The organism is Prauserella endophytica (assembly GCF_005146945.1).
In the GTDB taxonomy this organism is placed as follows: Bacteria; Actinomycetota; Actinomycetes; order Mycobacteriales; family Pseudonocardiaceae; genus Prauserella_A; species Prauserella_A endophytica.
This window is the reverse complement of the sequence record NZ_SWMS01000039.1, coordinates 14,225-40,081: the sequence shown is the minus strand read 5'-3', so window position 1 is coordinate 40,081 and position 25,857 is coordinate 14,225. Positions and strand designations below refer to the sequence as shown.

The following is a 25,857-nucleotide window of genomic DNA, read 5'->3' as shown; positions in this document are numbered from 1 at the left end:
GAAAGGCGGTGTGACCTGCGGAAACTTGTGGGCCGCCCGGGGCTCGAACCCGGAACCTACTGATTAAAAGCCCGATGGTTCGATCGCAGTGATCTTGAAACGGCTTCCGATTGCAGGGCTTCTACCTGCGGTTTCACCGACTTCAAGATCATGTTTGCGGTTGCGAACGACCATTCTGGGCTCCGTTATGTCTCCGTTCTTCCTGCTGTGCTCAAGCGGGCCCGCGACACGGTGTGACCTGGGCTTTTGCCGCGTTCGCGCTAGTAGGTGAACTCCCGCCAGCGTACTCCGTCAGGCCGGACACCGCCCGACGCCACGTAGTCGTGGACCGCCTGGCGCACAGTCGGCCACGTGATCTCCGCGTTGGTCGGCACCTCGCGTTCATGGGTCTGGTAGTCGTAGGCCACCGGTTCCGGCGACGTCCCACCGTTGTCGCTGATGGCGCTCGGCTCGCCCTTGCCCATGTACCCGACAAACCCGCACATCGTGGCCGCCGCGCGCACCCCGAACTGAAGAACCGACCAGCCGGCCTCGTCGTCCTTCCGCTCCAGCTGGGCAACCAAGCCCACCTCGACCTCCGGGGACTCCGCTTCGGCCACCATCTGGTTCAGCAGCTCGTCCACTTGAGCCGGCGTGCTCAACGCGATCGGTTCCCGGTGTTCCGGGTCGAAGTATGCATCGAACGTCACCACCGCTGCCCTCCCTTGTAAACCTTCTTGAAGCCGCCGGTCCCGTAAACCGTCAACGTGCTGCCCTCTGGCAGCACTACGCCCAACAAGCCGTCACAACTCGTCCGACCCGTGCACGGTTGGTTGTTGATGACCACCGTGGCGTCGGTGATCCCGGTATCGCGCATCTCGGCTGCGATCTTCAACTCCACGTCGGCGGCGGCGGTCGCCGGCACATACGGACACCCCGCCTCCTTCACCACCTGGTTCACCCGGTCCGTCCAGTCGTCCCGGCCACTGGTTACGGCCGACGTAGTTTTACCAGGTGCAAACCAGCGGCCCTGCGTTTTCACCCCACGGCCGGTCCCGCGCTCGGGCAGTTCGCGCCGCGCCTTCTCCACCGCGTCGTCCGGCTCGTCGTCCTTCTTGCCGGTCGGCGCGGACCGGCCCGACGACTGGCCGCCGTCCTGGCCCTGGTCGCCGGTCAAGGACTTCACGTACGCCGACAGGCCGCCCGAAGCCCTAGCCGCCAGCTGGCCGACGCTGCCAATGTCCTGGGCAGCCTGCGCCAGTGCGTCCACGGCTTGACTCAACTCCTGGTCCGAACTGCCCTGCGCGGCCTGGGCCAGGGTCAGGGCAGCTTCCTCGGCCACCTGCCCCGCCTGCTGAAGGCGCACGCCAGCCGCCGCGGATTTCTCCACGGCCAGGTTGACCGCTGCCACCGTTTCCTGGACCGACACCGCCGCCTAGCCCCTCACCGTGTGCCTGCCGATGATCGAGACCGTACATCGACGGACCAACAACAACAGCTAACCCGCAGGTCAGGAGAACGACAAAGCCCCGTCAGTCCAGGCAGGCAGCCCAATACGGATGCTGGACGAGCTGTATCAGGCCCTCCGCCACCAGCAGCGGCGGTCCGCCAACTCGTGACTGTCGTCGCCCTCGCCGGGTTGTGTTCGAGGTAGTCCTGCAGGGCCTGGCCGGTCGCCACGGCGAAGGCGCGGGGCACCGAGCTGCCCGCCGTCGCGCCCTGTCGTCGCGGAGCTGGTGCTCCCGTAGATGCCGCTGTGTGGCAACGGGTTGTCCTTGCCAGACAAGGACGTCGAGAGTCGAGGCGTCGGCGTCGCCGAGTACGGCGAAGCTGTGATCGCCGGCGCAAGACAGTGAAGCGGACTCAGCCGTCGGCCTGCATCCGCCCTCATCCAAGTTCGAATACCCACTGCATTTCTCTCATCACAGAGAGATTTTTCGGACGTTCTCTCTTCTAACTACCTATCTCTGCTTGCAGACCGTATAACCAGAACGGTTGAGCCCAACGTTCAACCGCGTTAGGGAGAGACATATGCCAACACCGAAGCGCAGATTCGACGACGAACGGCTGAGCGGGCTGCCGAGATTGCTCGAGGCCGCTCAAGCTGCCGGCGTGTACAGCAACAAGCGGCGACATGTGGACGGTACGAGGGCATACACACCACAAACGGAGCTGCTCGTGAGCGAGCTGTGGATGTACGCCTACCCGGTGTTGCTGAAGGCCCTCGCCGACGACGCTGGTGTTTCTCGCGCACGACAGCTAGTGGGCCTGCCACACATCAGCGACGAAGCACGCGAAGCGATCATGTTCACGGCCTACCACCGCGGTGACCTCGCGGGCGACATGCTCCTCAAGGCTATCCCGGGCGCTGGCGTCCTCACCGCTCTCGCTAGGCACTCCCCATACGAAACCGTGCTAGTCGGCATCGCTACAACTGCCGCAGCAACCAAGTTCTTCCACTGGCTGATCGGTTGACGCGCACAAGCGGTGCAGGGTCCCTGAGTGGGGCTCTGCACCGCTGCGAGCCCCTCCCAGACTTGCCCGAACCAGTAGCAGGTGAAGACGCCCGCTCGGCGCAGTGGACACCGGTCACGAAGGTCGGTCGACGCCGCAACGTCTTGGCCTTCGATCACGCTCGGATCCTGGCAAACGGGAGTGGAACGAGCCCGTCACCGCATGGAGTATACGACGCTGGCCACCGCATTCTGTCCCACGCACTTCACCATCGCGGACCTACGACGGGTCTACGAGATCGTGTGGGGCGAAACTCTCGACCCCCGGAACTTCCACCGCAAGGTCAAGGGCGTGGCCGACTTTCTGGTACCGACCGGGGAGATGACGACCAAGCACGGAGGACGGTCGGCGGCTCTCTTTCGACGCGGGACCGCCGAGGTGCTGCACCCGGCGATTCTGCGCGGCCGCGCGAACTGACACTCGGGCGCCGGTTCGCGCCAGCTGGCCCAGTTCACACGCCGGGGCCAATCGGACACTTCGATCGTGATCTGCGGCATAGCGCGGCAGTGGCTGGTCTCTCAGTAGGGTGCTCGGGTCTCGATTTCGGTGGCGAGCTTTGTCAGCTTGTTGGTCATGGCGGAGAAGCGCTGCCGACGTTTGATCCAGGATCCGGCGCTGCCGATTTGCTGCTGCCCGATCGCGTCGATGGCCTTGCGCTTGCTTGCTGGACTCTCGTGGGCGGCATAGTTGCGCAGTGCCACCATGATGTTCAACTGGGACTTGTACTGCTCCTGCTTGACCGCGGCCAGCAACCAGTGATCATCCGGGACGTAGCCCTTGATCGTCTTGATGAGTCCGTCGCGCCCCTTGAAGTCGAAGTAGCCTCCACCCGTGACGAGGTACTCGCAGATCTCGTCGGTGAGGTGCTTGGGGAACACGATGCCGGTCTGAGCAGAGATGGTGCTGGTGTCGTTGTTGATCGCGGCCACGATGCAGTCGAGCATCAACCGCTCGAACGCGACGTACGTCTTGATCAAAGCCGCTTCATATGCCCAAGTCAGCGCAAGATCACCCAGTCCAGAACCTGCGACCTCGTCGGTGAAACGATCGATGCGCTCGGTCGTTTCCCTGAACTTCCTGGCCGCGGTCTTGCCACTCTTTTTGCGAGGCATCCGACAAGCGTAGGACACCACGATCGTGCCGGAGGTCGGTCAGGTGGTGCTGGGCTTGTCGTCCGTGTCAGGTCGGGGTGGGAGCCGTTTCAACATGTCGGCCCATGTCTGATCGGTCTCTCGCTGTCGTTGGGCGACGTCGTCGAGGACCTGCTGGACGTCCTTCGCGGAGTAGCCCTCCATGGTTTCGACTTTGCCCTCCGCCCCGAACGTGATCTTCTTACCCTTGTGCCGTTCGAAGAACTTGGTGATCGCGACGGACACGGCTCCGCCTGTTCCGAGTGAGACGGCGAGGACTTCGAGCCATCCTCCAGCGGAGAGTTCTATGACGTTGCTGACGTGGAGACCTTCGGCTTCGAAGCACTCCCTCAACTCGTTGGCGTGGCCAGGCGAGACCCGGACGTCGAATTCGGATTGCCCAGGGTGGCCTGGACCGATCTGAAGAGTGAGGTTCGAGTTCTCGGCAGGTTCGGGTCTGGGCGCCATCCCATGATTGTTCACGGTGCTATCGATGAGCTGGCCAGCACGTCTTGAACGCAGGTGCTCATCCCCGCGTCAGTGGAGGCCGCTGCGCAGCGGGTTGTTCCTGACAGGCGACGTACTCAAAGCCTGCCGCTCATGAGCGAGGAGCGGGCGGCCCGCCCGCAAGCTGGCCAACCTGGACCGGACGCGCGATCGGCAGTCCTCAGGCCGGGTCAACCTCGGAATGCCGATCATCACCACCGGATCACCTCATCCGGCTACGTTTCCCGATCTTGGTGGTGAAGGTGGCAGCCCCCAACTCGATCGTGACGCCACCGGTCGGACTGGTGATACAGCGGCTCACCGGTCCCGGACGGCTCAACGTGATCTCCAACGGCGGTGAATTCACCTTCATCAACAGCGCAACGATGGGTTTGGGAGCTGAAGCCGTGGTCAAGTCGGTGATCACCACCTACGACACCGCGGGAAGACAGCTCGCGCGGATCGACAGCGCGCCGGTCACCGGTGAGTACGGCGCCGTCGACCTCATTATCGGCGGGCGGCGATCGGTGCCTGGGTGAACACCGCCGGGCTGATCGTGGTCCTCCAGCTGCCGTTCGCGGGCTGGCAGTGGTTCGGACACCCGTTGCGAGGACTCCCCGACTTGACACGCGGCCTGGCAACGACAACTCGAGGCCGGGTTCTGCGAGACTGACGATTGCGGCTGCTGGGCTTCGGAATTTCAACCAGCTATGCAATGTCACGCATTCTAGAGGTCAGTAGCGCAAGCGAGCCTGCGGAGGAAATATCTTGGCGATGTTTTTTAAGGAGTCATTCGACTTTGCGGATCGGAATAGTAAACTTTTCGACTTTACGCACACCGCGAGCGCTGCGCTGTGGAATCTTCGATGGCAAGTGCAAGGCTATGTGACCGTCTCCCCTGAAGCTACCAAGCAGCGAGGTCCGCACCGGATTCGGTGCGGCGATCCTGCTGGGCGTCGGCGATGACGACAATGGCGCCTGCGTCGCCGAACACGACGCCGCCACCGAGGACGAGGCCCCCGCTGGATCGAGCAGACCCTGCCCACCGCCGGAGCCTTCCTGTTCGCCATGTACACCGAAGGCATCCGCGTCTACGACGGGCCGGGCGAATCCCGCTGGGAGAACTCATCGACGGCACCGTGCGCTGGTGGCCACCGCAACGACACCCAGCGATAACCACACATCCCGGGCGGCGGACTCGTCGTGACGGTCCCGCTGCCTAGACTGCTGCCGATGGCACCCACCGGATCGAAGTCCACGCGCCTGGCGATCGTGCGCGGCAACTCGGGATCGGGTAAGAGCTCCGTCGCGCTGGCCGTCCGTTCACACCTCGGCCGGACCTGCGCTGTGGCGGCCCAGGACGTCATCCGCCGGACCATCCTCAAAGAACGCGACGTGCCCGGCGGCGTGAACGTCGGTCTCCTCTCGACCGTCGTCCGCTACGCTCTCGACGCGGGCTTGCACGTGATCGTGGAAGGCATCCTGCACGCCGAGCGCTACGGCGACATGCTTGCCGACCTCGCCGCCGACCATCGCGGCCGCACCGGCGTCTACTACCTGGACGTCTCATTCGAGGAGTCCCTGCGCCGGCACGCGACCCGGCCGCAAGCGGCTGAGTTCGGCCCCGAGCACATGCGCGAGTGGTACCGCGAGCAGGACCTGCTCGGACTGGCCGGCGAGCAGCTCATCCCGCCAACCTCCAGCCTGCAGGACACCGTCGGACGCATCCTCACCGATGTGTTCGACCAGCAGCACGTACGAGACGTCACCCCGGACGACCCTGTCGCATTGGGCAACGTCATCGGTGGGTGATCACCGCCTTGTGCCTAGTTTCAGCGGGCTACGACGGTGAAGATGCCCGGGTCGCGGCCAACCTCGTAACGCTGGTGGTCGCGTGCGTGGCCGACATCCCCTGGGGATCGGAAGTCCTTGTCGATGCAGCGAATCGACCAAGAGCACTACCTTGGCCATAGGTAGCTGGCCGTTGATGGCCGCGAGCTGACCCACCAGGGCACGGTTCGATGACGACTAAACCTGTCGCGGCGAAGTCGTCGAGGTCCCCTTGGCTCGGGAGTACTCCAGCACCCCGGCTGTGGTCCACAAATGCTGGCTCGCAATCGTATCCGTCTCAGACGGCGACTACCAGCGACGACAAGGCGCTGTAGATGTCAGTAAGAGTGCTCAGCGGACAGGCGCCTACTCGAATCCGCAGGGTGCGGTCCCGGTGCGTGGATGCGTCCAGCACATAGACTGCTCCGGGTAACCGTGAGCCGTCGTCATCAGGAGAGTGACTTGTTCGAGAAGGGCCAGCGTGTCAGGGTCAACTCTGCAGGCGTGCCCGAGTTCGCCACTATCCGGTTCGTGCTCCCGGGCGACGAGCCCGGGGCATTCGACCTGATCTTGGTCGACGACGAGGACCGGCGCCATGAGGTCAACCTGGTAGCCGGTGATACCGAGACCGTTCGCGCGTTGGTGAGCGATGGCGGGGCGAGTTCTGCTCGTGTCCTAGCGGGGATGTGGACACGCTGGATGGCAGCTGCCGCGACGAACGCGGAGTCCAGTGCGATGGCGTCGACGCCGCTCAAACCGTACGCGCATCAGACGACTGCGGTGTACGGGGCGATGCTGCCACAGCCGCTGTTGCGCTTCCTCTTGGCGGACGAACCGGGCACGGGCAAGACGATCATGGCAGGGCTTTACCTGCGGGAGATGCAGCGTCTGGGGCTAGTGAAGCGGGCGATCGTCGTCTGCCCGGCTAACCTGGCCACCAAGTGGGTGGATGACTTCGATCGGCTCTTGGGCGGCGGACTGCGCCAGCTCACCTCAGCTACGATCCGTGAGGACGCGCTGAACAGTAATGACCTGTGGGTCGTGAGCCTTGAGCTGGCCGCGGTTAACCCGGCAGTGCAGGACGCAATCCGACCAGATCGGGCTGGGTGGGATCTGGTCATCTTCGACGAGGCCCATCGACTGACACCGACTGCTGCTGGGTTCCATCAGGTTGGTCGGCTTCTAGCGATGAACACCCCGCGAGCGTTGCTGATGACCGCGACGCCGCATCGCGGCAAGGAGTGGCTGTTCCGCCACCTCCTCCATCTGGTCGATCCGGCGATCTACCCGGACCCTGGCGCCGATCCCAACGTCGACTTGACCGCACTACGGCCGGGCCCGATCCACTTCCTACGCCGCATGAAGGAAGACCTGGTCGACTATGACGGCAAGACTCGCCTGTTCAAAGGGCGTACAGCACACAATCGCAGCGTCCCGCTGTCCCGGACTGAGTACAGCTACTACCAGGCAGCGGTCGACATGGTTGACCAGTACTTCCCACCGGCGGCACAGCCGCTCGCGCGAATGGTCTACGGCAAGCGTGCGGCCTCCAGCTTGTACGCGCTTGCTGAGACGTTGCGCCGCCGGCATACCCACATGGGGCAGATGAGCGAGGCCGAGGCAGCGCTGAACGCCGACCGCGACGATCAAGGGGATGACAGCGAGATCGACGAGGCCAAGGTCGTGCACGCTGCATCCACGGCCGCGCGGGCCGAGCGCGCCGCGATCAAGACGCTCATTGACCAGGTCGATGCCACGGTTGCTGACCCTGCCATCGAGCCGTCGAAGTGGATCAGGCTCACTGAGGACTGTCTGGCGGAGCACGGCATCCGCCCGGGAAATGCCGAGCAGGCTGTCATCTTCACCGAGTACGCCGACTCCGCGAAGTGGATTACGCAACGTCTTCAATCAGAGGGCTACACCGCACGCACCTACTCCGGTAGGCAGAGCAAGCCCGACCGCGACGAAGTCCGCAGGGCGTTCATGCGCGGCGAGTTCCAGATCATTGTCACCACGGACGCCGGTAACGAAGGTATCGATTTGCAGGCCGCGCATGTGTTGGTCAACTACGACATTCCCTGGTCGCTGGTCCGCCTTGAGCAGCGAATGGGGCGCATCCACCGCGTTGGCCAAGACCGTGAGGTCTTCCTATACAACCTCGTCGCGACCGATACCCGCGAAGGCGATACGCTCCTGCGTTTGCTCGACAACTTCGTCACCGCAGCGAATGAGTTGCGCGGCCAGATGTTCGACAGCTTGTCGGCCGTCGCCGAGATTACCGGCGTCGACTACGACAAGTGGCTTTCCGACCTCTACGGCAACGACGAGGTCAGAAAGCAGAACGCGATCGACGCTGCCCGCGCGATTCAGACGCAGGAACTCGCTCGAGCTGCCCGGCAGGTTCGCGACACAGAGCGGAAGCTGGCCAGCCAAGTTGACGCGGTGGCCGCGCTGACGCTCTTACAGCGTGATCTTTTCGCTCGCGTCAACCCCGCCATCGTCGAGGCGTACCTGGATCGGCTTGATGCAGCGAAGCTGCTGCGTGCTGAACCGACCGCCGCAGGGCCCGGCTTCCGACGGATCGCGCTCACCGACGGAGCACTGCCCGCGAGTCTGGGTGGCGGCTCCGAGGTCCACATCGCGACTAGTGGTGACGCCTTACGGGCAGCGGCGGGAAGCATCGATGTCGGCGACACGATCACACTGGGCCCCGGGGAACCGGGGTTCACCGATCTGATCGCGCTGGCCGATCATAATCTCGCTGAAGACGTCTACCAGTCCGGCGCGGCAGAAGACCCCACGAGCTTGACCCCGTACGATCTCTACGCCTATCAGGCGACGCTGACCGAAAGCGACGGCAAGCGCGCCAGCGTCTGGGCCACCTTGATTAAGGTCGACGACAGCGGTCAGGCACGCGCCGTGCGCTGGGAGGCCCTAGCCAACCTCGTCCCGACCACCCGCGTTGGGACTGGGCCGCATCCTGCGCGCCAGGCCAGCGCGGCGAACGCGGCTCACAACGTCGCGCACCAGACTGTGGAGGAACATCGCCGGGTCCGCGCTGACTGGTTCGCCCAAGCCCGTAAGGATCTGAATAACCTGCCGCTCAGTCTCACTGATGGGATCACCGACCGTGATACCCGGCTCGCCCTTCGCCACCGACTGCAGGCGCAGACCGCTGAGCGTCTCGAGGAGCTTGGCCGCCTTGTCAGTGTTCAACTCACCGTTCCTAAGCTGGTCAGCCGTATCCGTGTCCACGCCGCCGCAGACCCGACCGTCGCTGCCGAGATCGACTCCGAGATGGTGTCGATGAGGCACGTACATCAGCTCCTCGAAAGCGACGGCTGGGCCGTCGAGGACGTGCACACGGAGGGGCGTGGGTACGACTTGGAAGCTCGACGCAACAGACAAATTCGTCACGTAGAAGTGAAAGGTGTACTTGGAAGCGCCGCCAGTAGCGGAATCCGGATGACTGGTAACGAGGTGCTCATCGCGACGCAGCATCGAAAGGACTATTGGCTGTACGTCGTCGACGAGTGCGCAGACGGGAAGGGCGCCTTCTTTGGTGCCTATCAGGACCCAGCCACGCTGTTCGCAGCCGACATGACCGGGGACGCGATATTCCGCGTCCCCGGAAGCAGCCTCAAGAATGCCCCGGGGAGCAACGTATGACCCGCATGATCGAACGCTGGTTCCCCTGCGCCGAGGTCTCGGCCAACAGTCGCTCTGGCTGGGGCTCGGGCAACGCCGAAGTGGGTCTCATGACCTGGTTCGCGAAGCGGCCCACCGTGCAGGCCAAGGCAGCGGTCATCTGTTCGCTGCTGCCCTGGCCGGACAGCCAGGCTGAACAAGCGAGACTGCAGGAGCTCGTACGGCTGGCCCTGATGGGGCGGTTCGTCGCTGTCAAGGAATTGCGGGCAGAGATTGAGAAATCGAACCCTGACGGCGCAACGATCCTCGATCCGTTCAGCGGCAGGGGAATGATTCCCCTGGAGGGAGCACGGCTGGGCCTGCGGGCGCACGCCCTCGACTACAGCCCGGTGGCGGTGCTGGCCAGCCGTCTGTTGACAGACTTTCCCGCTCGCGACTGGGATCAGGAACCCGAACTGCCGTTCACCCTCCCTAGCGATAGCTTGATCGACCAGCACCCTCGCCTTGTCCAGGACGTTCGGTCGGTTCTGCAAGAGGTCGGCCGTCGCCACACCAAGGTCATGGAGCCGGTCTATCCGAAGGTCGATGGACGGCGAGCATGGGGTTACCTCTGGGCGATCACAATGCCGTGTCAGGAGTGCGGCAACCACTTCCCGCTCATCGGTCAACTCGAGCTTCGTAAACCGAGCAAGCGGAAGGGGAAGAAGGGGCAGCCGGACTTCTACGATGTTGGCCAGTCCTACTACATCGAGACCGATGCCGCCTCGGGTACCTGGTCAGTTTTCGTGCACGAAGGCGCACCGCGTGGCGTACCGACACGTCAGGTTCCTCCGGGCAAAAGCCGGTATGACAGCAACGGTCGGCTCGCCGTGTGTCCATTCTGTGGTTATGGCCACAACCGTGACGTTCAGATGAGAATCCTACGCACCGATGCCGCAGGCGACGAACCACTGCTCGCTGCAGAACTCGACAGCCAGGTTGGAAAGCTCTATCGCGAACTGGACCCGGTGGAGATCGACGCGGTGAAACGTGCTGAAGCTGACCTCGCCGCCGAAACACCATTCGGACGTTTTCTCCCGGCGTTGCCCAATGAAGCAATCCCAGCGGGTAACACATGGACTGTGCAGGCGACCGTATACGGCGCCACTCGCTACGGCGACATGATGAATGCGCGACAGAGCCTTTCGTTTATTCGCCTGGCTCGGACGATCCAAGAAATAGGCGACGACTTGACGGCAGCTGGATGCTCCAAGGAGTATGTGCGGGCGTTGACCGGGTATGCCGCCGCCGCGATGGCTCGGAAACTGCGACGCGCCACCCGTGGTTGCACACTGGATCCGAAGCTCAACAAGGTGAATGACCTGTTCGCCACCGAATCGAGCCTGAATTTCTCGTTTGACTACTTCGAGGTTGGCCTCGCTGACGGCCCGGGCGGTTGGGACTCGGTCTCGGCCGGCTCTCTTGCGTCACTGACGACTATTGTGCCGCCAGCTGGGACAGCCGCGTCCTGCTCGGTGGCTCGCGGAACTGCCACAGATCTCCCGTTCGCAAACCGACAGATCAGCGCGGTCGTCACGGACCCGCCCTACGACGCGATGATCGACTATACCGACGCGAGCGACCTCTTCTATGTGTGGCTAAAGCGTGCTCTCGCCTCCTCATGGCCGGAGATGGGCATGACGGCCCACGAACACGGTGTCCAGGAGAAGACGCACGAGATCATCGTCAAGAAGGGCGGAACCAGCAACAACGACCACCGTAACCGCAAGCATTACGACACGCTGATCGCACAGGCGTTCGCCGAGTCGCAGCGGGTCGTCCGTTCCGACGGTGTGGTCACGATCGTCTTCGGTCACGGTGAGCCCGAGGTATGGCAACGGCTGTTGAACGCCATTGACAGCGCAGGGTTGGTGCTGACCGGCGCGTGGCCGGCCAAGACCGAGCAGGGCGGGAAAACGGGATTCTCCAACATCGTCACGACGCTGACGATGTGCTGTCGTCCCGCCCCCGCAAATCGTCCAGCCGGGCGCAAGGGCACAGTCGAGTCCGAAATCAAGGCCGAGATCAGGCGCCGCTACCCGGACTGGGAGCGATGGGTACTCGCACCCGCCGACATGCTGATGGCCGCAGCTGGCCCTGCCATGGAGGTAGTGGGGCGTTACGCCGAAATCCTGGACGCCAAAGGGCAACCGGTCGACATCGCCACCTTCCTGCCATTGGCGCGGGCCGCCGTTCAGGAAGCTATGTCCGTCCAGATCGACCACCAGCCACTGGAGACTTTCGACGCTCGGACGCGCTTCGCGCTGTGGTGGGTGCGGCTCTATGGTCGGCATGGGCAGCCAAAGTCCGAGCTGCGCTGGCAGAGTCTGGCCGCTTCGTTGAAGACCGAAGATGTTCGCGACCTTGTACCCGACATTGACAAGGGCGTGCGGTTCGTCTCCGCCCGCAATTTCAAGACTCGGGTCAATGCAGCTTCCGCAGTCATCGACGTCGCCCTGGCTCTAGCCGCGGCGTCTGACGAGGGTCTTGCCGCGATGGGTGAGGTGCTCGCAACAGCGGGTCGGACCGTCGACGACACCTACCTGTGGTCGGCAGTGAACTTCCTGGCAGACCGGCTGCCCGATGGCGACCCTGACAAGGTGGCGTTTACCAGGGTGATGCGAACACGCGGTGGAATCGCCAGCGCTGCGGAGACAATGCTCGCCACTGAACAACAGCAGCTAATCCAACGAACAGACTTCGATGCGCAGCTGAAGCTGCTATAAGTGCTTGTGGAGATCACACTTGACCGGCGCACGATGACACATGAACACAAGAGGATGACGTGACAAAAGGCGTGACGCCATGGTGGAAGGCGTTGAAGATCCGACCCGAAATCGTCAATGCTGCTGGGCAGATCGACGATGTACAGATGTCGCTGTTCCAGGCCGTGCACGGCACCGGTCGCGACAAACCGCCGTACGCGGACGCCACCTACTACGGTGAGATCACGCACCCCACGGGGCGGCTCATCGATCTGTTGACAGAGATTGCGATCCGAGTCGGGGGTGGCAGCGACTATCTGAAGGCACGCGCGGTCACTCGTCTGGACCAGGGCATGGGAGGCGGTAAGTCCCATGCCTGCATTGGGGCCTACCACTTGATCGCGAACCCGGAAGCCTTGTTTGCCACAGAACTGGGCAAAGGAGTTATTTCGCGCGCGAAGGCGCGAATCGGCCGTGATCTGCCGGATGATCTCGATAATCCCCACGTCGTGGTCCTGCCGTGCGACAACATGACGCCCGGTGCAGGCGTCCAGGAACTGGATGGCCCCGCCGTCAACCTGTACGAACGGTTCCTATGGCGCTTGTTCGGCAAGGACTACACGCTTTTTGAGCGTTACCGGCCCTTCTGGAGCGACAAGAGTAAGATCGCCGAGGCGATCAAGGCGGTCAACCGCCCCGTCCTGATCATCGTGGATGAGGTGCTGGACTATGTCGGCAACGGTCTCGACGGTGCTCAGAAGCCTGACCTCGCCGCACAGGACATGGCCTTCCTGCGTGCTCTACTCGATGTTGTCAACGATGTCCCGCGCGTCGCCCTATTGATGGTCATGATCGCATCCGAACGCGACAAGACCGCCTTGTCGGATGAGGCAAAAGATCGCCGTGACGACCTAAACGGCTTGCTGGACCGAAACGGGCTGCCTGCCACGGTAACCGAAGTCGGCGACTTCGCTGATATCTTGCGGCGCCGACTGTTCGACGCCGAGCCAGCCGCGGAGGTGTTGTCGGCCACTGCAGCGCTTTACAAGCCCGTGTTGGACAACAAGGCCTGGAACAAACATGTCTGGGACTCCATCGGTGCCGAATGGCGACGACGCTGGAACGACGAGGTAGCGGCGTGCTACCCGTTCCACCCCATGCTAATGAGCGTGGCCAAGGAGGAATGGAGCAAAGTCACCGGATTCCAGCGAGTGCGATCGACCATTCGAATTTTCGCCGCTACGGTGTATGCCCAACAACAGCGAGGCAAGGCTGGCGAGTGGGTACCCGCACTCATCGGCCCAGGTGACTTGCCGCTGTCGGATAGTTCTGTACGTGAGGCGCTGCTTGGCAGCGGGCTGGTCGAAGACGACCGGACGATCGCCAACTACCGCAGCCTCGCGGAGATCGAGGTCGTCAACCACGACGACGCCGCAGGGACTGCCCGCCGTCAAGATCTCGCGCGGACCCCCACGATTTGGACGGAGACCAACCCTCGGGTGGCAGAGCGTGCCGCCACGTTTATCTTCCTTGCCAGCATCGTGGGAACGCTACGACCGGGGCGCGGCAGGGGCGCCAGCGCACCCGAGGTCAAGGCCGCGACCAGTGTTCCTGACGCCAACTACAGCCTCACAGACGCGGACACTGTCGTCGAGGAGCTTGTGCATCCCGACCGAGGCATGAGCGCGGTTGAGATTGTTCCGGGCCAGGGCAACAACAAGCCAGCTCGCTACTTCCTCTCGACGCGCCTCACGCACCGGATGTTGGTCAATAACATCCGGCGTACGGTTACGGAGGCCGAACGCGACGAGGTTCTGTTCGAGTTTGCCCAGGGCCTCTCCAATGGCGGGCCGTTCCGTGAGTTGATGTTCGTTGAGGCTGACACCGCCCGGCCCGCAGCCGATGTTCTTGCGACTGCCGGGCTAGACACGGCGCACACGACACGGCTGATCGTGCTCGATCCTGCACAATTTAGCCTGCGTAATGGTATGGAAGCACCGACGATGGAAGCTCTCACCGTTGCTATGGGGCTTGGAGAGGGAACGCAGAAACTGCCGGTGCAGTGGGGCAGCAGTGCCGTGTACGCGCTTGTGAACACCCAACGACGCGGCCTGGCGCGTGGGGTAGCAGTCGAATACCTCGCTCGACAGAAAGCACTCGCAGCTCCGGAAGTCCAAGGCGATGATGACCTCAAGGCAACGGGGACCAAAGACCTCGCGAGCGCGAAACAACAGCTCGAGAAGGCGGTCAAACGAGCCTATCAACACGTTGTCTATTTGACACAACCCGATCCGGACGGCGAACGTTATCTCGACCAACTCGCATTCGATGATGAGAACCACACGGCGTTGGACGGCACGCTAGTGTGGAAAAGCCTCGCTGCTCGGGACAAGGTATTCGACAAGGGGCAATTCGACCCCAAGGCGCTCCTGCACAACTTGCGCGATCAGGATTACGGGAGGACCCTGTCCGACCTTCGCGCAGCGTTCTACAGCGCGCCAAGGCTTCCATTGTTGTTCGCTGGTGACCGCGACCTGCAGCAAGCCATCTATGACGCCGCAGAAACAGGGCTCGTGGATATTGTGGACGGCTCAGGCGGACGCGTGGTGGTCACCGCGCCCGGTCAGGTGAACCTCACTAGCGCCGGACTACGCCTGGCCAAACCACAACCGAAGACATGTGAACACTGTGGGCAAGCGGACCACACCGGCACTTGCCCCACAGCGCAGTCAGCCAGTGCAACGGGCTCCGCGGCAGCGACAACACCGCCGGGCGGTGCCACATCTGGCGCGGCTACGGGAAGCGCCGGAAATAAAGAAGACAACGGTTCACCGGCTGCGACGGAAAAGCAAGCTGCGTTCTCGTTCACAAGTAATCTTCTTGCCAATTCGGGAAACTCTGACGCCTTCGCAGCATTGTTCAAAACGTTGTACATGGCGCTCGACGAACGGCAGATCAGCTACTTACAAGGAACCCTGCAACTAGTAGTGGATGCCGACACCGCCAACGACTTACAACAGAATATGGATGAGCTCGGCATCAGTGGAACCATTAAGGATATCTGACAGTCAGACCGAGGCGTTATAGGGTCAAGGAATATGCATTGGTCTCCCACTTAGACCGGCGGACATCCCCGCCAACACCGCGGACACGGAGGACGTGCGGCTCGCCGTCGTGACTTTGTGGTCATTGGCCCACTCCGACACGGCGGTGCGGTAGTTGACGTCCCCCATCTCGTGGACCGGTTCTACACCGTGAGCCAGACGGGGTGTGCGGTCGACGTCATGCTGGGTGCCAGCTGGGCTGGTGTCGATCATCGACGACCACCTTGGCGCAGAGTCCTGCTTCGAGGACCTGTGCCTGCCGCTGAGTGTTGTACCCCCTGCCGTGGACTGCCGAGCCGAGGTGATCCGGTCCGGACCGCCGCGTACCGCATTGCGGACGGGTAGATGCCGCGATTTCCCGGCATCTACCCGCCCGTCGAACACGGGCTCGTGGGCCTCCGGCACGCCGGTCATCCTCCGGCGGTGATTCCCGGGATTCCCTTCAGCTCACCCATCAGCATCGAGCTGACCTTGACCGGGTAGTCGTACAGCGCGAAGATCGTCTGTCGCCGTTTGCCGACGAGCTTGAGGTGTACCGGAGTCTCACCGCGGTGGGCCTGCAGTGTCTGCTTGAGTTCGCTGACCACGCCCTGGTCGATGCGTTCGGCCGCGGCCAGCAGCATCAGCGGTGGTTCGTCCCCGCCGAGTTCGGCGGAACTGAGGTCGAGTGGGACGAGACCGCCGCCGAAGATCGACATCTTGTCCTCGCGCCAGTTGACCCTGCCCTTCACCAGCACCGCGTTGTCCTCGGCCAGGTCGGCGGAGAACATCGCGTAGGCCTTGGGGAAGAACAGCACCTCGAGGGAGGCGTCGAGGTCCTCCACCGTGCAGATGGCCCACGGCTCGCCCTTCTTGTTGACCCGCCGGTCGAGGGAGGTGATCAGCCCGGAGATGATGAGCTCGCCCTCCTTCGGCGGATCGGCGAGGATGGCCGCGATCGGCCGCGGCGCGTGCTTGCGCAGAATCCGCTCCGCCCCGTCCAGCGGGTGCGCGGAGACGTACAGCCCCAGCATTTCCCGTTCGTAGCCGAGCAGCTGCTTGCGCGGGTACTCCTCGTCCCCGAACTTCAGATGCGCCAATGGCGAGGAAGCATCAGTGATCTCACTGTCATCGCCGCCGCCAAAGAGATCGAACTGCCCCATGGCCTGCTGGCGTTTGAGCGGTACCACGGCTTCCACGGCGTCCTCGTGGACCTGCACCATCGACAGCCGGGTGTTGCCGAGCGAGTCGAACGCCCCGGCCTTGATCAGTGACTCGATCACCCGCTTGTTGCAGGCCACCAGCTCGGACTTGTCGAGGAAGTCGGTGAAGGAGGAGTACTTGCCCTTCTCCTCGCGGGTCTTGATGATCGAGTCGACGACGTTCGCGCCGACGTTGCGCACCGCGCCCATACCGAACCGGATGTCGTCGCCGACGGCGGCGAAGCGCAGCGCTGACTCGTTGACGTCCGGCGGCAGCACCTTGATGCCCAGCCTGCGGCACTCGGACAGGTAGATCGCCGATTTGTCCTTGTTGTCGCCCACCGAGGTGAGCAGCGCGGCCATGTACTCGGCCTTGTAGTTCGCCTTGAGGTACGCGGTCCAGTACGAGATCAGGCCGTAGGCGGCGGCGTGGCTCTTGTTGAACGCGTAGCCGGCGAACGGCAGGATCGTGTCCCACAGGGCCTTGATGGCCTCGTCGGAGAAGTCGTTGTCCCGCATCCCGGCGTGGAAGCCCTCGAACTCCTTCTCGAGGACCTCCTGCTTCTTCTTGCCCATCGCGCGGCGCAGGACGTCGGCTCGGCCCATCGAGTAGCCGGCGACCTTCTGCCCGATGTGCATGATCTGCTCCTGATAGACGATCAGGCCGTGGGTGTCGGCCAGGATCTCCTTCAGGGGCTCTTCGAGCTCGGGGTGGATCGGTTTGACCTTCTGCCGCCCGTTCTTGCGGTCGGCATAGTCGTTGTGGGCGTTCATGCCCATCGGGCCGGGGCGGTAGAGCGCGCCGACCGCGACGATGTCGTCGAAGCTGGTCGGCTGCATCCGGCGCAGCAGGTCCCGCATCGGCCCGCCGTCCAGCTGGAACACGCCGAGCGTGTCACCACGGGCGAGCAGTTTGTAGGTCTCGGGGTCGTCCATCCCGAGCCGGTCGAGGTCGATGTCCTCGCCGCGGTTGGCCTTGATGTTGTCGATCGCGTCGCCGATGACCGTCAGGTTCCGCAGACCGAGGAAGTCCATCTTCAACAGCCCGATGGCCTCACACGACGGGTAGTCCCAGCCGGTGATGATCGAGCCGTCGTCGCGCTGCCAGAGTGGGATCGAGTCCATCAGCGGCTGCGAGGACATGATCACCGCGCAGGCGTGCACGCCCGCGTTGCGGATCAGCCCCTCGAGGCCGCGAGCGGTTTCGAAGATCGTCTTGCACTCTTCGTCGGTCTCGACCAGCGAGCGCACCTCGGCGGCCTCGCCGTAGCGCTCATGCTGGGGGTCGACGATGCCGGACAGGGAGATGTCCTTGGCCATGATCGGCGGCGGCAGGGCCTTGGAGATCCGGTCGGCGATCGAGTAGCCGGGCTGGCCGTACTGGACGCGCGCGGCGTCCTTGATCGCGGCCTTGGTCTTAATGGTGCCGAAGGTGATCACCTGGGCGACCCGGTCGGCGCCGTACTTCTCCGTGGCGTAGCGCACCATCTCGCCGCGCCTGCGGTCGTCGAAGTCGATGTCGATGTCGGGCATCGAGGCGCGCTCGGGGTTGAGGAACCGCTCGAACAGCAGCTTCTGCGGAATCGGGTCCAGGTTGGTGATACCCAGCGCGTACGCGACGAGCGAGCCCGCCGCGGAACCACGGCCCGGCCCGACCCGGATGCCCACGCTGCGGGCGTAGTTGATCAGGTCGGCGACGACGAGGAAGTAGGCGGGGAAGCCCTTCTGCACGATCACGCCGAGCTCGTGTTCGGCCCGTTCCCTGTAGCCCTCGGGCAGACCTTCCGGGAAGCGCCAGTCGAGGCCCTTCATGACCTCCTTGTGCAGCCAGCTCGCCTGGTCGTGACCCTCGGGCGCCTCGAAGACGGGCATCCGGTCGTGGTGGGCGTAGACGTCCTCGTAGGACTGGACGCGCTCGGCGATCAGCAGCGTCGAGTCGGCGGCGCCGGGCACCTCGGTGTCCCAGTACTCACGCATCTCGGCCGCGGACTTCAGGTAGTAGCCGTCCCCGCCGAACTTGAACCGGTTCGGGTCACTCAGTGTCTTGCCGGACTGCACACACAGCAACGCGGCGTGCGAGTCGGCCTGATCCTGGGTGACGTAGTGCGAGTCGTTCGTCGCCAGCGGGGTGAGTCCCAGCGTCCGGCCGACGTCCAGCAGCCCCTCCCGCACCGACCGTTCGATCGGCAGGCCGTGGTCCATCAGCTCCAGGAAGAAATTGTCCTTGCCGAAGATGTCCCGGTAGTCGGCCGCCGCCTGGATCGCCGCGTCCCGCTGGCCCAGCCGCAACCGGGTCTGCACCTCACCGGACGGGCAGCCGGTGGTGGCGATGATGCCCTCGGCGTTCTCCGCGATCAGCTCGCGGTCCATCCTCGGCTTGCGGTAGTAGCCCTGGATACTCGCCAGTGAGGACAGTTTGAAGAGGTTGCGCAGGCCGGTCGCGTTCTCGGCGAGCATCGTCATATGGGTGTAGGCACCACCACCGGAGACGTCGCCGCCCTCACCGAACTCGTCGGCCCCGCGCTGGTTGCTCTGTCCCCAGAACACCGGCTTCTTGTGGAAGCGGCTCTCGGGAGCGACGTAGGCCTCGATGCCGATGATCGGCTTGATGCCGGCCTTCGTCGCCTGCTGGTAGAACTCGTCCGCCCCGTACATGTTGCCGTGGTCGGTCATCCCCACGGCCGGCATCTCCAGTCTGGACGCCTCCGCGAACAGAGGAGCGATCTTCGCCGCGCCATCGAGCATCGAGTACTCGGTGTGCACGTGCAGGTGGACGAAGGAATCGTTCGACACCAGCGAAAACCTCCCCTGAGTGGATCAACCGGCAACGCGCGCGGCCGGGTGTTCCACCTTAGTCCTGAGCCCTGACAGCTCCGCACCGCCACACCGGCTCCCTGTAGCCGTTTGAGGTTACCCAGAGCACGAGGACTGCGAAGATGACGACCTAAACAGGTACCAGCGGCACGCGAACGTATGTTCTAGTCTGAGGTGGGTGTTGCCGCTCGGCGGGGAAGGCCGAGGCGGCACAGCGCGACCCTGGGCGCTCAGCGAACAGGTGCCCGGGTCGACACCCACTCGCTGACTGTGTCGGCGATCACTGGTGCTACGGGAGACGACGGGAGGAACTGCAGATCAAGGGCGAGTTCTATCCTCGGTTCGACCCGCTGTTGATCGTGACGAAGCCCCGGGGCGAGCACGACCACACCGACGTCTCGGTTTGGTTCGTCCTAGCTTGACTTGCGCGGACTACATGGAGTCACTGGTTCGCGACGCTCCTTGAACGCGGCATCGGCGTCGAACTCGGCTCGGGCAGCACGATAGAGCGCGTCCAAGGCCGACGTTGCGTCCTCGCGTCCGGTGTCGCCGACCTCGGTGTTGCGCCAGCTCGCCTCGGGGTGCTCGAAGATGTACTGGATCAGCATCCCGAACTGCGTGCCCCAGTCACCGACATGGTTCTGCCGGACGACCTCAGCCCCAAGAAAGCCCAGGATACGAACAAGGGCATCACCGATCAGCGTCGACCGCAAGTGCCCGACGTGCATCTCCTTGGCGATGTTGGGTGCCGAATAGTCGACAACGACAACCTGCCTACTCTGACTCTCCGCCACCCCCAGCCTCGGCTGCTCGGCACGCTGCGTCAGCTGCTTGGTGATCGCCCTATCCGCCACCGTGATGTTGAGAAATCCTGGCCCGGACAACTCAACGCCGGTGAGCCAGGGCACTGCTGCAAGGTGCGGCTGCAGCCTCTGCGCCAGGTCGCGAGGTTTCTCACGTGCCTTCTTGGCGAGGGCGAGCGCAACGTTCGACTGAAAGTCGGCATGGTCGGATCGGCGCACCAATGGGTCCTGCTCGGCGAGTTCCGCAGTCAGCTCCGCAGCCATCGCCGCAGACACCGCCTGCTCCACCTCAGAGACCAATGAGCGCACTTGCTCCACCACGCCGCAACCCTCCACACAAACTCAAGACACAAAGCACAGTGTGGCCGACTGGTTTGTCGCCGGGCCAGTGCCTCTCGACAACACAACCCCTTGATCCTGGTGAAGCGCATCGCTCCGCTGCCCGCGACATCCTGAACCGAGCGCGGAACCAGCTCGCTGAGTCCGGTGAGCGGGCCGCCGCCGCGATCCGCGCCAGGGCGATTTGGCGCCGGACGAGCCGGGATGGCTGGCCGACGTGGCCGGGTTCGCCGGTGAGATCGGTATCGGTGCCTGGGAAGGTGTCACCGGCCTGGCCGACATGGTCGTCACCTACAGCCCCAACCGCCTCCTCGTCGATCCACAAGGCTGGGCCGAGGACATGGGCACTCTCGCGCAAGGCTTTGTCGGCGCCGTCCAGAACCCCGCCGAGTTCGGCAAAGCCCTGATCGACTACGACACCTGGAAACAAAGCCCCGGACGCGCCATTGGCCACCTCATTCCCGACGCCATCGCAGCTGCGGCCACCGCCGGTACGGGGGCCGCGGCCATCCTCGCCGGGCGGGGTGCTGTCAAAGGTGCGGAACGCGCCGCTGACGTTGTGGACGAGGCCGGGGATGCCGCGAAGGCCGGAGAACGGGGCGCGGGGGCTGGTGGCCTGACGGTGTCGGAACAGTGCGCCGTCCGTTCCCTGGAGAAACAAGTCAGTGAGCACCAGGACAAACTCGCCGCATACCGCGCCAACCCGGACGCCTTCGACAACAAAGGAATACTGAAGAACGCTCCAACGCCGGAAATCAGACAACGCATCATCGATGGTATAATTCGTCACCTGGAAGCGGAAATAAAGACCTTCCAGCGGCAGATCGACGACATTCAAGGAGGCGGTTGATGAGCGACTCGGTGCGAATCCCGGTCGAACGCCTGCGACAAGCCTGCACGCTGCTGCTGGACCACCTGGCGCAGAACGAAAATGGTGTCGTCGAACTGGAATGTGACTACTTCTGGACCATCGACGACGACACCCTGTACAACGTGTATGCCGAACCTGCAGAACTGGGTGTAGGCCAGGTATCGGAATCATGGGCGCACCTAGTACTCCAGTGGTAGTTCGTGATGGTCATGCTTCGTGGGTCGATTGTCGCTGGTAGTGGCCTTGCTGGGCGCGGTATTGGTGGCGTCTGCGCCATCTTGAGCAGCGGATCCGGTGTGCGACATCGAGCACCGGACGGCTGATCAGAGTGGTGAACAGGTGGTGGATTTCGTTGCAGGTCAACGAAATCCATCCGGCAGTTGCCGGTTCGGGGTTTCGTTCGGTGGATGCGACCACAGCGAGGAACGCGTGGGCGAACATCGCCATGACCGTCCAGCGGTGCCAGGAGGTCCACCGTCGGACCTGGTGCTGGTCGAGCCCGGTGAGACCTTTGCCGGTCTGGAAGGATTCCTCGACTGTCCACCTGCGGCCCGCGACCTGAACCAGCATCCGCAGTGGAACGAGTTGGGGTGAGTAGCAGCGATAGAACGCCAGCTCGCCGGTGGTGCGGTGGCGGCGGATCAGCAGCCACCGGTGCCCGTCGGGCTCGTCGGTGTCGATGTCGGCGAAGGCCCAGTCGTAGTAGCGATTCCCTTTTGCCCCAGCGCCTGCGGACAGGCGTTGCCAGACGTGTTCAGGCAACCGGGCGGCAACACCGTCAGCGCGCAGCACGCCAGCTGGAGTGCTGACCCGGCGGTCGCAGCCGATGGCGAGAACGTAGCCGATACCGCGCTGTTCGAGGTTCTTGCGCAGGTGGGGGTCGGCTCCGTAAACCTCATCCCCGGCGACCCACTGTGCCTGGACCCCTGCGTCGAGGGCACGGCCGATCATGGTGGTCGCCAGCGCGGGTTTCGTCGCGAACGCGGTGTCGTCGGGGATTCCTGCGCCCACGCGGCGGTCGGGTCGGTGGTCCAGGATTTCGGGAGGTAGAGGGCCCGGTCGATGAATGCGTGCCCGGCGTCGGTGGCGTAGGTGAGGTAGACCGCGACCTGGGCGTTCTCGATGCGGCCTGCGGTGCCGGTGTATTGACGTTGCACTCCGACGGTGTGGACGCCTTTCTTGAGGTCGCCGGTTTCGTCGACGACCAGCACGGCGCCGGTGTCGCCGAGGTGTTCAGTGACGTAGTCGCGTAGGTCGTCGCGGACCTCCTCGGCGTCCCAGACTGCTTTGCGCAGCAGGTATTGTATCCCGTCGGGGGTGTCGTCGCCGGCGTGTTCGGAGATGGTCCAGCAGTTCTTGTCCGGCAGGTCCGACAGCAGCCCGAGCAGCAATGCTCGTGCTCGTCGGCGGGGTTCGACGCGGGTGAACCGGCCGGCGATCCGGCTGACCATCTCCTCGAACATCACCGCCCATCGGTCAGGGTTTACGCTGGGACCCGCGGCCACCAGCCGATCAGGGTTAGTCCACACAACCGACCATGATCAACTGGTGGCCGCACCCGTCTGCAGGCACCCACCAGCGACATCACGAAGTCCGGCTGGAGTACTAGCCGAGGTGCTCCGTGCAGTGGGAACCCCGGAGACGCGAAAGCCTGTGCCTTAGTAACTGTCCCCATGTTTCTTGTGTCTTGATGGTTCTTCCGCGAGTTTTTGTTGTTTATTGCGCCAGGTTGCTACTCCGGTCGACTGCGCAGCTTCGGGTGTTGCCCTGCCGCGCCATGCGCTGCGCGCATGTTGGTGGAGGGCGGTCGTAAGGTAGTTAGCCGTGACGGAACAGATGGCAGTGACAGTAGGGCGACGTGCGGCGAGGGCGATCTTGATCGATGATCAGGGTCGGTTGGTGTTGATCAAGCGTACGAAGCCGGGGCAAGAGCTGTACTGGACGGCGCCGGGTGGCGGCGTCGAGGACGGTGATAGCTCAATCGAGGCGGCGCTGTATCGCGAGCTGAGCGAGGAGTTGGGCGCCGAGGCGGCTGGGGCGTCGCAGGTGTTCCTGTTCAGTTCGCCGTCGGATTCCGGGGTCGCGGTGCAACACTTTTTCGTCGCGCGGCTGGTCACGGTCGATGAGTCCGCTCGTAGGGGGCCGGAGTTCATCGACGCGTCGCGCGGCGGCTATGACCTGGACCGGATTGACCTGCGCAGCGACGGGTTGACCTCGATCGACTTGAAGCCGACCGCGTTGAAGGAGTTCATCCTGGCCAATCGCGAAGCGCTGCTAGCCGAGGCGGCTGCTGTCGGTTGATCTCAGCTCGCGTTCCATCGTAGATAGGTGGGTGTGGCACGACCGGGTAAGAGGTGCAGGCTGTCGTGGTCGATGCCCAGGGTGTCCCGGAGAGCGGCGGTTTCGCCTGGCCACTTGGCGTGAGCGAGCTGGTCGAACGCAAGCACGCTTCCGCGCGTGAGGTAGGGCTGAATGGCCTTGAGCGTGTCGCGGGTGGGCTTGTAGAGATCGAGGTCGAAGTAGGCTAGGGCGATGATCGTGTGAGGGTTCTGATCGAGGTAGCGGGGCAGGGTGTCGCGCACGTCGCCCTCAACGAGGAGCGTCCGGCGGATGTGACCGAGGTGTTCGGCGTCCTCGTGGCCGTTGAGTATGTCGCGCAGGTGGTCGGGGTAGTCGGCGGGTACGGCGAACTTGCCGGTCACCGCACTCGCGGCGGTGACGTCAATCTCGGCGACGTCGGGGAAGCCGGTGAAGGTGTCGAATCCGATGATCCGGCGGTGCGGGTTGTAGGGCTCGTAGACGCCGCGAAGTGCTGTCAGGGCGGCGACGTGACGGCCGCGATGTACGCCGAACTCCATGATTGCGCCGGGCACGTCGACGATCATCCGGTACAGAGCGTCCAGCGACAGCAGGTCGGTGAGTGGCTGACGGCGAAGGTACAGCGCCAGGTTGTCGACCAGTTCCTCCGGCGGGATGGGGCTGTTGGCCAGCAGGCGTGCCAGGCGGCGGCGGACCGATCGCTCGTGGTCGGATTCGCGCGGGAGGCGGTTGCTGTGCTCGTCGCTGCTGGTCATGGAGATACTCCTCGGTTGGGTGCCCACAGCCCGGCGGGAGCGAGGCGGAATTCGCTGGCCAAGCTGAAGATGTCAGCGGCGTTGCGGTGGCCGATGTGCAGGGCTGCGATGGCCCCGATGAGGAGCCGGTGGGATACAACAAGGGCAGGGCCGTGGGTGGTGGAGAGGTGGTGGGCGATTCTGGCGGCTTCGCTCGCTCGCTCCGCGAACGTGCGGAGGCTTTCACCGCCGGGCAAAGCGCTGTCGAGGTCGTGGCCGCGTTGCTGGCGCCATGCTTGATAGGCGGGTGGGTACTGCGAGGGGGTGCGGCCGAGGACGCAGGACGGTGCGCGCCACTCGGCGAAGGCATCGAGCGGCCGGATCACGCGCGCACCGAGCGTGCTCGCGGCGATCGAGGCGGTCTGCCGGGCTCGGCGCAGTGGACTGGAGACCACTACGGCCAGCGGCCAGTGATGGTCCTGGAGCTGGCGGGCGGTGAACTCGGCTTCGACGCTGCCACCGACGGTGAGGGGACTGTGAGGGCGGGCGTGGGCTCCGGGGCGGCACAGTCCGTCCTCGCAGGTGCCGTGGCGCATCCAGAGCACGGCGGGGGTCATGTCATGCACCAGCCCCCGTCGACGGTGAGACATTGGCCGGTGATGAAGCCGGCGCCGGGAGAGGTGAGAAAATCGACAGCGGCGGCGATGTCCTCCGGCTGACCGCGCCGTTTGATGCATTGCCGGTCGAGTTGGCGGCCGAGCATGGCGTCGTGGTCTGCGACGACGGCGTGCTCGGCGGGCACCTCGACCGAACCAGCGCGGACGCAGTTGACCGTCATGCCGCGCGGCCCGAGTTCGCGGGCCAGTGCTCGCACGAGCCCTTCGAGTCCACTCTTGGCCGAGATGTACCCGGCGAGGTCTACTCGGCCGAGTTGTGTGAGCACCGAGGACACGGCGACAATGTGTCCCTGCTTGCGCGCGGTGAGCGGGGCCGTGACCAGTTGAGCGCACGCGGCGTGAGTGATCAGGTTGATCTCGACCTGCTGGCGGAACGTGGCAAGATCCGTGCTGTCCCACGAGATGCGTGGGTAGGCGCCGGCGTTGGAGACGAGAACGGCGAGCCGATCGGCGGCATGATCGGTCTCCAGCGCAAGAGCGTCGAGGGTTGGCTCTGAGGTGAGGTCACCGGTCACGGGCACAATCGTCGCCCCCGCTTGTTCGGCACGGGTTACCACGCTGCGGAGGTCGTCGTCACCGGTGAGGTGTGTGAGGATCAGGTCGTAGCGAAGCGCGAGGCGAGCGGCGATGGCGGCGCCGATGCCGGAGCCTGCTCCGGTGACGATGGCGACGGGGCGAGACACG

Annotated in this window: 19 protein-coding genes and 1 pseudogene; 10 read left to right on the top strand and 10 right to left on the bottom strand. The window is 64.0% G+C overall.

Annotation, left to right across the window (positions count from 1 at the left end; all coding sequences use genetic code 11):
• Positions 1-260: 260 nt before the first annotated feature.
• The gene (locus tag FCN18_RS35855) at positions 261-689 is read right to left on the bottom strand and encodes an Imm1 family immunity protein (protein WP_158303257.1); all 429 of its coding nucleotides are present in this window, start codon (positions 687-689) and stop codon (positions 261-263) included.
• A complete protein-coding gene (locus FCN18_RS35850; RefSeq protein ID WP_116051381.1) occupies positions 686-1,408 on the bottom strand; it encodes a DddA-like double-stranded DNA deaminase toxin in 723 nt (240 codons plus the stop codon). Before FCN18_RS35850 ends, FCN18_RS35855 begins: the two co-directional genes overlap by 4 nt.
• 602 nt (positions 1,409-2,010) lie before the next feature.
• On the opposite strand from FCN18_RS35850, the gene FCN18_RS35845 reads away from it, so the two are divergent.
• Together FCN18_RS35845 and FCN18_RS40780 are read left to right on the top strand one after the other, a co-directional pair.
• Positions 2,011-2,454 (top strand): hypothetical protein, encoded by a 444-nt coding sequence (locus FCN18_RS35845; protein WP_116051380.1) that lies wholly within the window; start codon positions 2,011-2,013, stop codon positions 2,452-2,454.
• 201 nt (positions 2,455-2,655) lie between these two features.
• Positions 2,656-2,910 carry an NrtR DNA-binding winged helix domain-containing protein gene (locus FCN18_RS40780; RefSeq protein WP_323808403.1) on the top strand — a complete coding sequence of 85 codons (255 nt, stop codon included), beginning with the start codon at positions 2,656-2,658 and terminating at the stop codon, positions 2,908-2,910.
• 101 nt (positions 2,911-3,011) lie between these two features.
• Here the strand turns inward: FCN18_RS40780 and FCN18_RS35835 are convergent, their stop codons facing one another.
• Together FCN18_RS35835 and FCN18_RS35830 are read right to left on the bottom strand one after the other, a co-directional pair.
• On the bottom strand, positions 3,012-3,605 hold the full coding sequence (locus FCN18_RS35835) for a hypothetical protein (protein WP_116051379.1): 594 nt from the start codon (positions 3,603-3,605) through the stop codon (positions 3,012-3,014).
• 39 nt (positions 3,606-3,644) lie between these two features.
• Positions 3,645-4,091 carry a hypothetical protein gene (locus FCN18_RS35830; RefSeq protein ID WP_116051378.1) on the bottom strand — a complete coding sequence of 149 codons (447 nt, stop codon included), beginning with the start codon at positions 4,089-4,091 and terminating at the stop codon, positions 3,645-3,647.
• Positions 4,092-4,360: 269 nt separating this feature from the next.
• Between FCN18_RS35830 and FCN18_RS35825 the strand changes: the two genes are divergently transcribed.
• The 5 genes from FCN18_RS35825 to FCN18_RS35800 all read left to right on the top strand — a co-directional run bounded on the left by FCN18_RS35825 (position 4,361) and on the right by FCN18_RS35800 (position 15,396).
• Positions 4,361-4,648 (top strand): hypothetical protein, encoded by a 288-nt coding sequence (locus FCN18_RS35825; protein WP_137097281.1) that lies wholly within the window; start codon positions 4,361-4,363, stop codon positions 4,646-4,648.
• Between the two features lie 694 nt (positions 4,649-5,342).
• Positions 5,343-5,921: a kinase gene (locus tag FCN18_RS35815; RefSeq protein WP_116051375.1), complete on the top strand. Its 579-nt coding sequence runs from the start codon at positions 5,343-5,345 to the stop codon at positions 5,919-5,921.
• Positions 5,922-6,401: 480 nt separating this feature from the next.
• Positions 6,402-9,608 (top strand): helicase-related protein, encoded by a 3,207-nt coding sequence (locus FCN18_RS35810; RefSeq protein ID WP_206078068.1) that lies wholly within the window; start codon positions 6,402-6,404, stop codon positions 9,606-9,608.
• Complete coding sequence (locus FCN18_RS35805; RefSeq protein ID WP_116051373.1) at positions 9,605-12,352, top strand: DUF1156 domain-containing protein; 2,748 nt, start codon at positions 9,605-9,607, stop codon at positions 12,350-12,352. Before FCN18_RS35810 ends, FCN18_RS35805 begins: the two co-directional genes overlap by 4 nt.
• Positions 12,353-12,411: 59 nt before the next feature.
• Positions 12,412-15,396: a DUF499 domain-containing protein gene (locus FCN18_RS35800; protein WP_116051372.1), complete on the top strand. Its 2,985-nt coding sequence runs from the start codon at positions 12,412-12,414 to the stop codon at positions 15,394-15,396.
• 449 nt (positions 15,397-15,845) lie between these two features.
• Here the strand turns inward: FCN18_RS35800 and dnaE are convergent, their stop codons facing one another.
• Together dnaE and argS are read right to left on the bottom strand one after the other, a co-directional pair.
• A complete protein-coding gene (gene dnaE, locus FCN18_RS35795; protein ID WP_137097280.1) occupies positions 15,846-19,409 on the bottom strand; it encodes a DNA polymerase III subunit alpha in 3,564 nt (1,187 codons plus the stop codon).
• A gap of 434 nt (positions 19,410-19,843) precedes the next feature.
• Positions 19,844-20,554 carry an arginine--tRNA ligase domain-containing protein gene (argS, locus tag FCN18_RS35790; RefSeq protein WP_228714301.1) on the bottom strand — a complete coding sequence of 237 codons (711 nt, stop codon included), beginning with the start codon at positions 20,552-20,554 and terminating at the stop codon, positions 19,844-19,846.
• 202 nt (positions 20,555-20,756) lie between these two features.
• Here argS and FCN18_RS35785 point away from each other — a divergent pair, with 202 nt between their 5' ends.
• Both FCN18_RS35785 and FCN18_RS35780 read left to right on the top strand, forming a co-directional pair.
• Positions 20,757-21,422, top strand: a complete 666-nt coding sequence (locus tag FCN18_RS35785; protein ID WP_116051863.1) for a hypothetical protein — start codon at positions 20,757-20,759, stop codon at positions 21,420-21,422.
• Entirely contained in the window at positions 21,422-21,640 is a 219-nt protein-coding gene (locus FCN18_RS35780; protein WP_116051864.1) for a hypothetical protein, read from the top strand. Before FCN18_RS35785 ends, FCN18_RS35780 begins: the two co-directional genes overlap by 1 nt.
• A 214-nt stretch (positions 21,641-21,854) precedes the next feature.
• On the opposite strand, the pseudogene FCN18_RS35775 reads toward FCN18_RS35780, so the two are convergent.
• Positions 21,855-22,906: pseudogene (locus FCN18_RS35775) on the bottom strand (IS701 family transposase); the annotation flags it as partial.
• A gap of 361 nt (positions 22,907-23,267) precedes the next feature.
• On the opposite strand from FCN18_RS35775, the gene FCN18_RS35770 reads away from it, so the two are divergent.
• Complete coding sequence (locus FCN18_RS35770; protein ID WP_228714300.1) at positions 23,268-23,744, top strand: NUDIX hydrolase; 477 nt, start codon at positions 23,268-23,270, stop codon at positions 23,742-23,744.
• Between the two features lie 2 nt (positions 23,745-23,746).
• Here the strand turns inward: FCN18_RS35770 and FCN18_RS35765 are convergent, their stop codons facing one another.
• From FCN18_RS35765 to FCN18_RS35755, 3 genes are read right to left on the bottom strand one after another with little or no spacing between them, the layout of a single operon-like run.
• Positions 23,747-24,517: a TylF/MycF/NovP-related O-methyltransferase gene (locus FCN18_RS35765; protein WP_116051865.1), complete on the bottom strand. Its 771-nt coding sequence runs from the start codon at positions 24,515-24,517 to the stop codon at positions 23,747-23,749.
• Entirely contained in the window at positions 24,514-25,113 is a 600-nt protein-coding gene (locus FCN18_RS35760; protein ID WP_158303256.1) for a histidine phosphatase family protein, read from the bottom strand. The genes FCN18_RS35765 and FCN18_RS35760 overlap by 4 nt, the downstream gene beginning before the upstream one ends.
• Entirely contained in the window at positions 25,110-25,856 is a 747-nt protein-coding gene (locus FCN18_RS35755) for an SDR family NAD(P)-dependent oxidoreductase (protein WP_116051867.1), read from the bottom strand. The genes FCN18_RS35760 and FCN18_RS35755 overlap by 4 nt, the downstream gene beginning before the upstream one ends.
• Between the last annotated feature and the right edge of the window lies 1 nt (position 25,857).

What these genes read in the sequence shown, in the direction of transcription:
- FCN18_RS35765 (WP_116051865.1), bottom strand. Translation starts at nt 24,517, where the DNA reads ATGACCAGCAGCGACGAGCACAGCAACCGCCTCCCGCGCGAATCCGAC.
- FCN18_RS35815 (WP_116051375.1), top strand. Translation starts at nt 5,343, where the DNA reads ATGGCACCCACCGGATCGAAGTCCACGCGCCTGGCGATCGTGCGCGGC.
- FCN18_RS35780 (WP_116051864.1), top strand. Translation starts at nt 21,422, where the DNA reads ATGAGCGACTCGGTGCGAATCCCGGTCGAACGCCTGCGACAAGCCTGC.
- FCN18_RS35835 (WP_116051379.1), bottom strand. Translation starts at nt 3,605, where the DNA reads ATGCCTCGCAAAAAGAGTGGCAAGACCGCGGCCAGGAAGTTCAGGGAA.
- FCN18_RS35805 (WP_116051373.1), top strand. Translation starts at nt 9,605, where the DNA reads ATGACCCGCATGATCGAACGCTGGTTCCCCTGCGCCGAGGTCTCGGCC.
- FCN18_RS35845 (WP_116051380.1), top strand. Translation starts at nt 2,011, where the DNA reads ATGCCAACACCGAAGCGCAGATTCGACGACGAACGGCTGAGCGGGCTG.
- FCN18_RS35830 (WP_116051378.1), bottom strand. Translation starts at nt 4,091, where the DNA reads ATGGCGCCCAGACCCGAACCTGCCGAGAACTCGAACCTCACTCTTCAG.
- FCN18_RS35760 (WP_158303256.1), bottom strand. Translation starts at nt 25,113, where the DNA reads ATGACCCCCGCCGTGCTCTGGATGCGCCACGGCACCTGCGAGGACGGA.
- FCN18_RS40780 (WP_323808403.1), top strand. Translation starts at nt 2,656, where the DNA reads ATGGAGTATACGACGCTGGCCACCGCATTCTGTCCCACGCACTTCACC.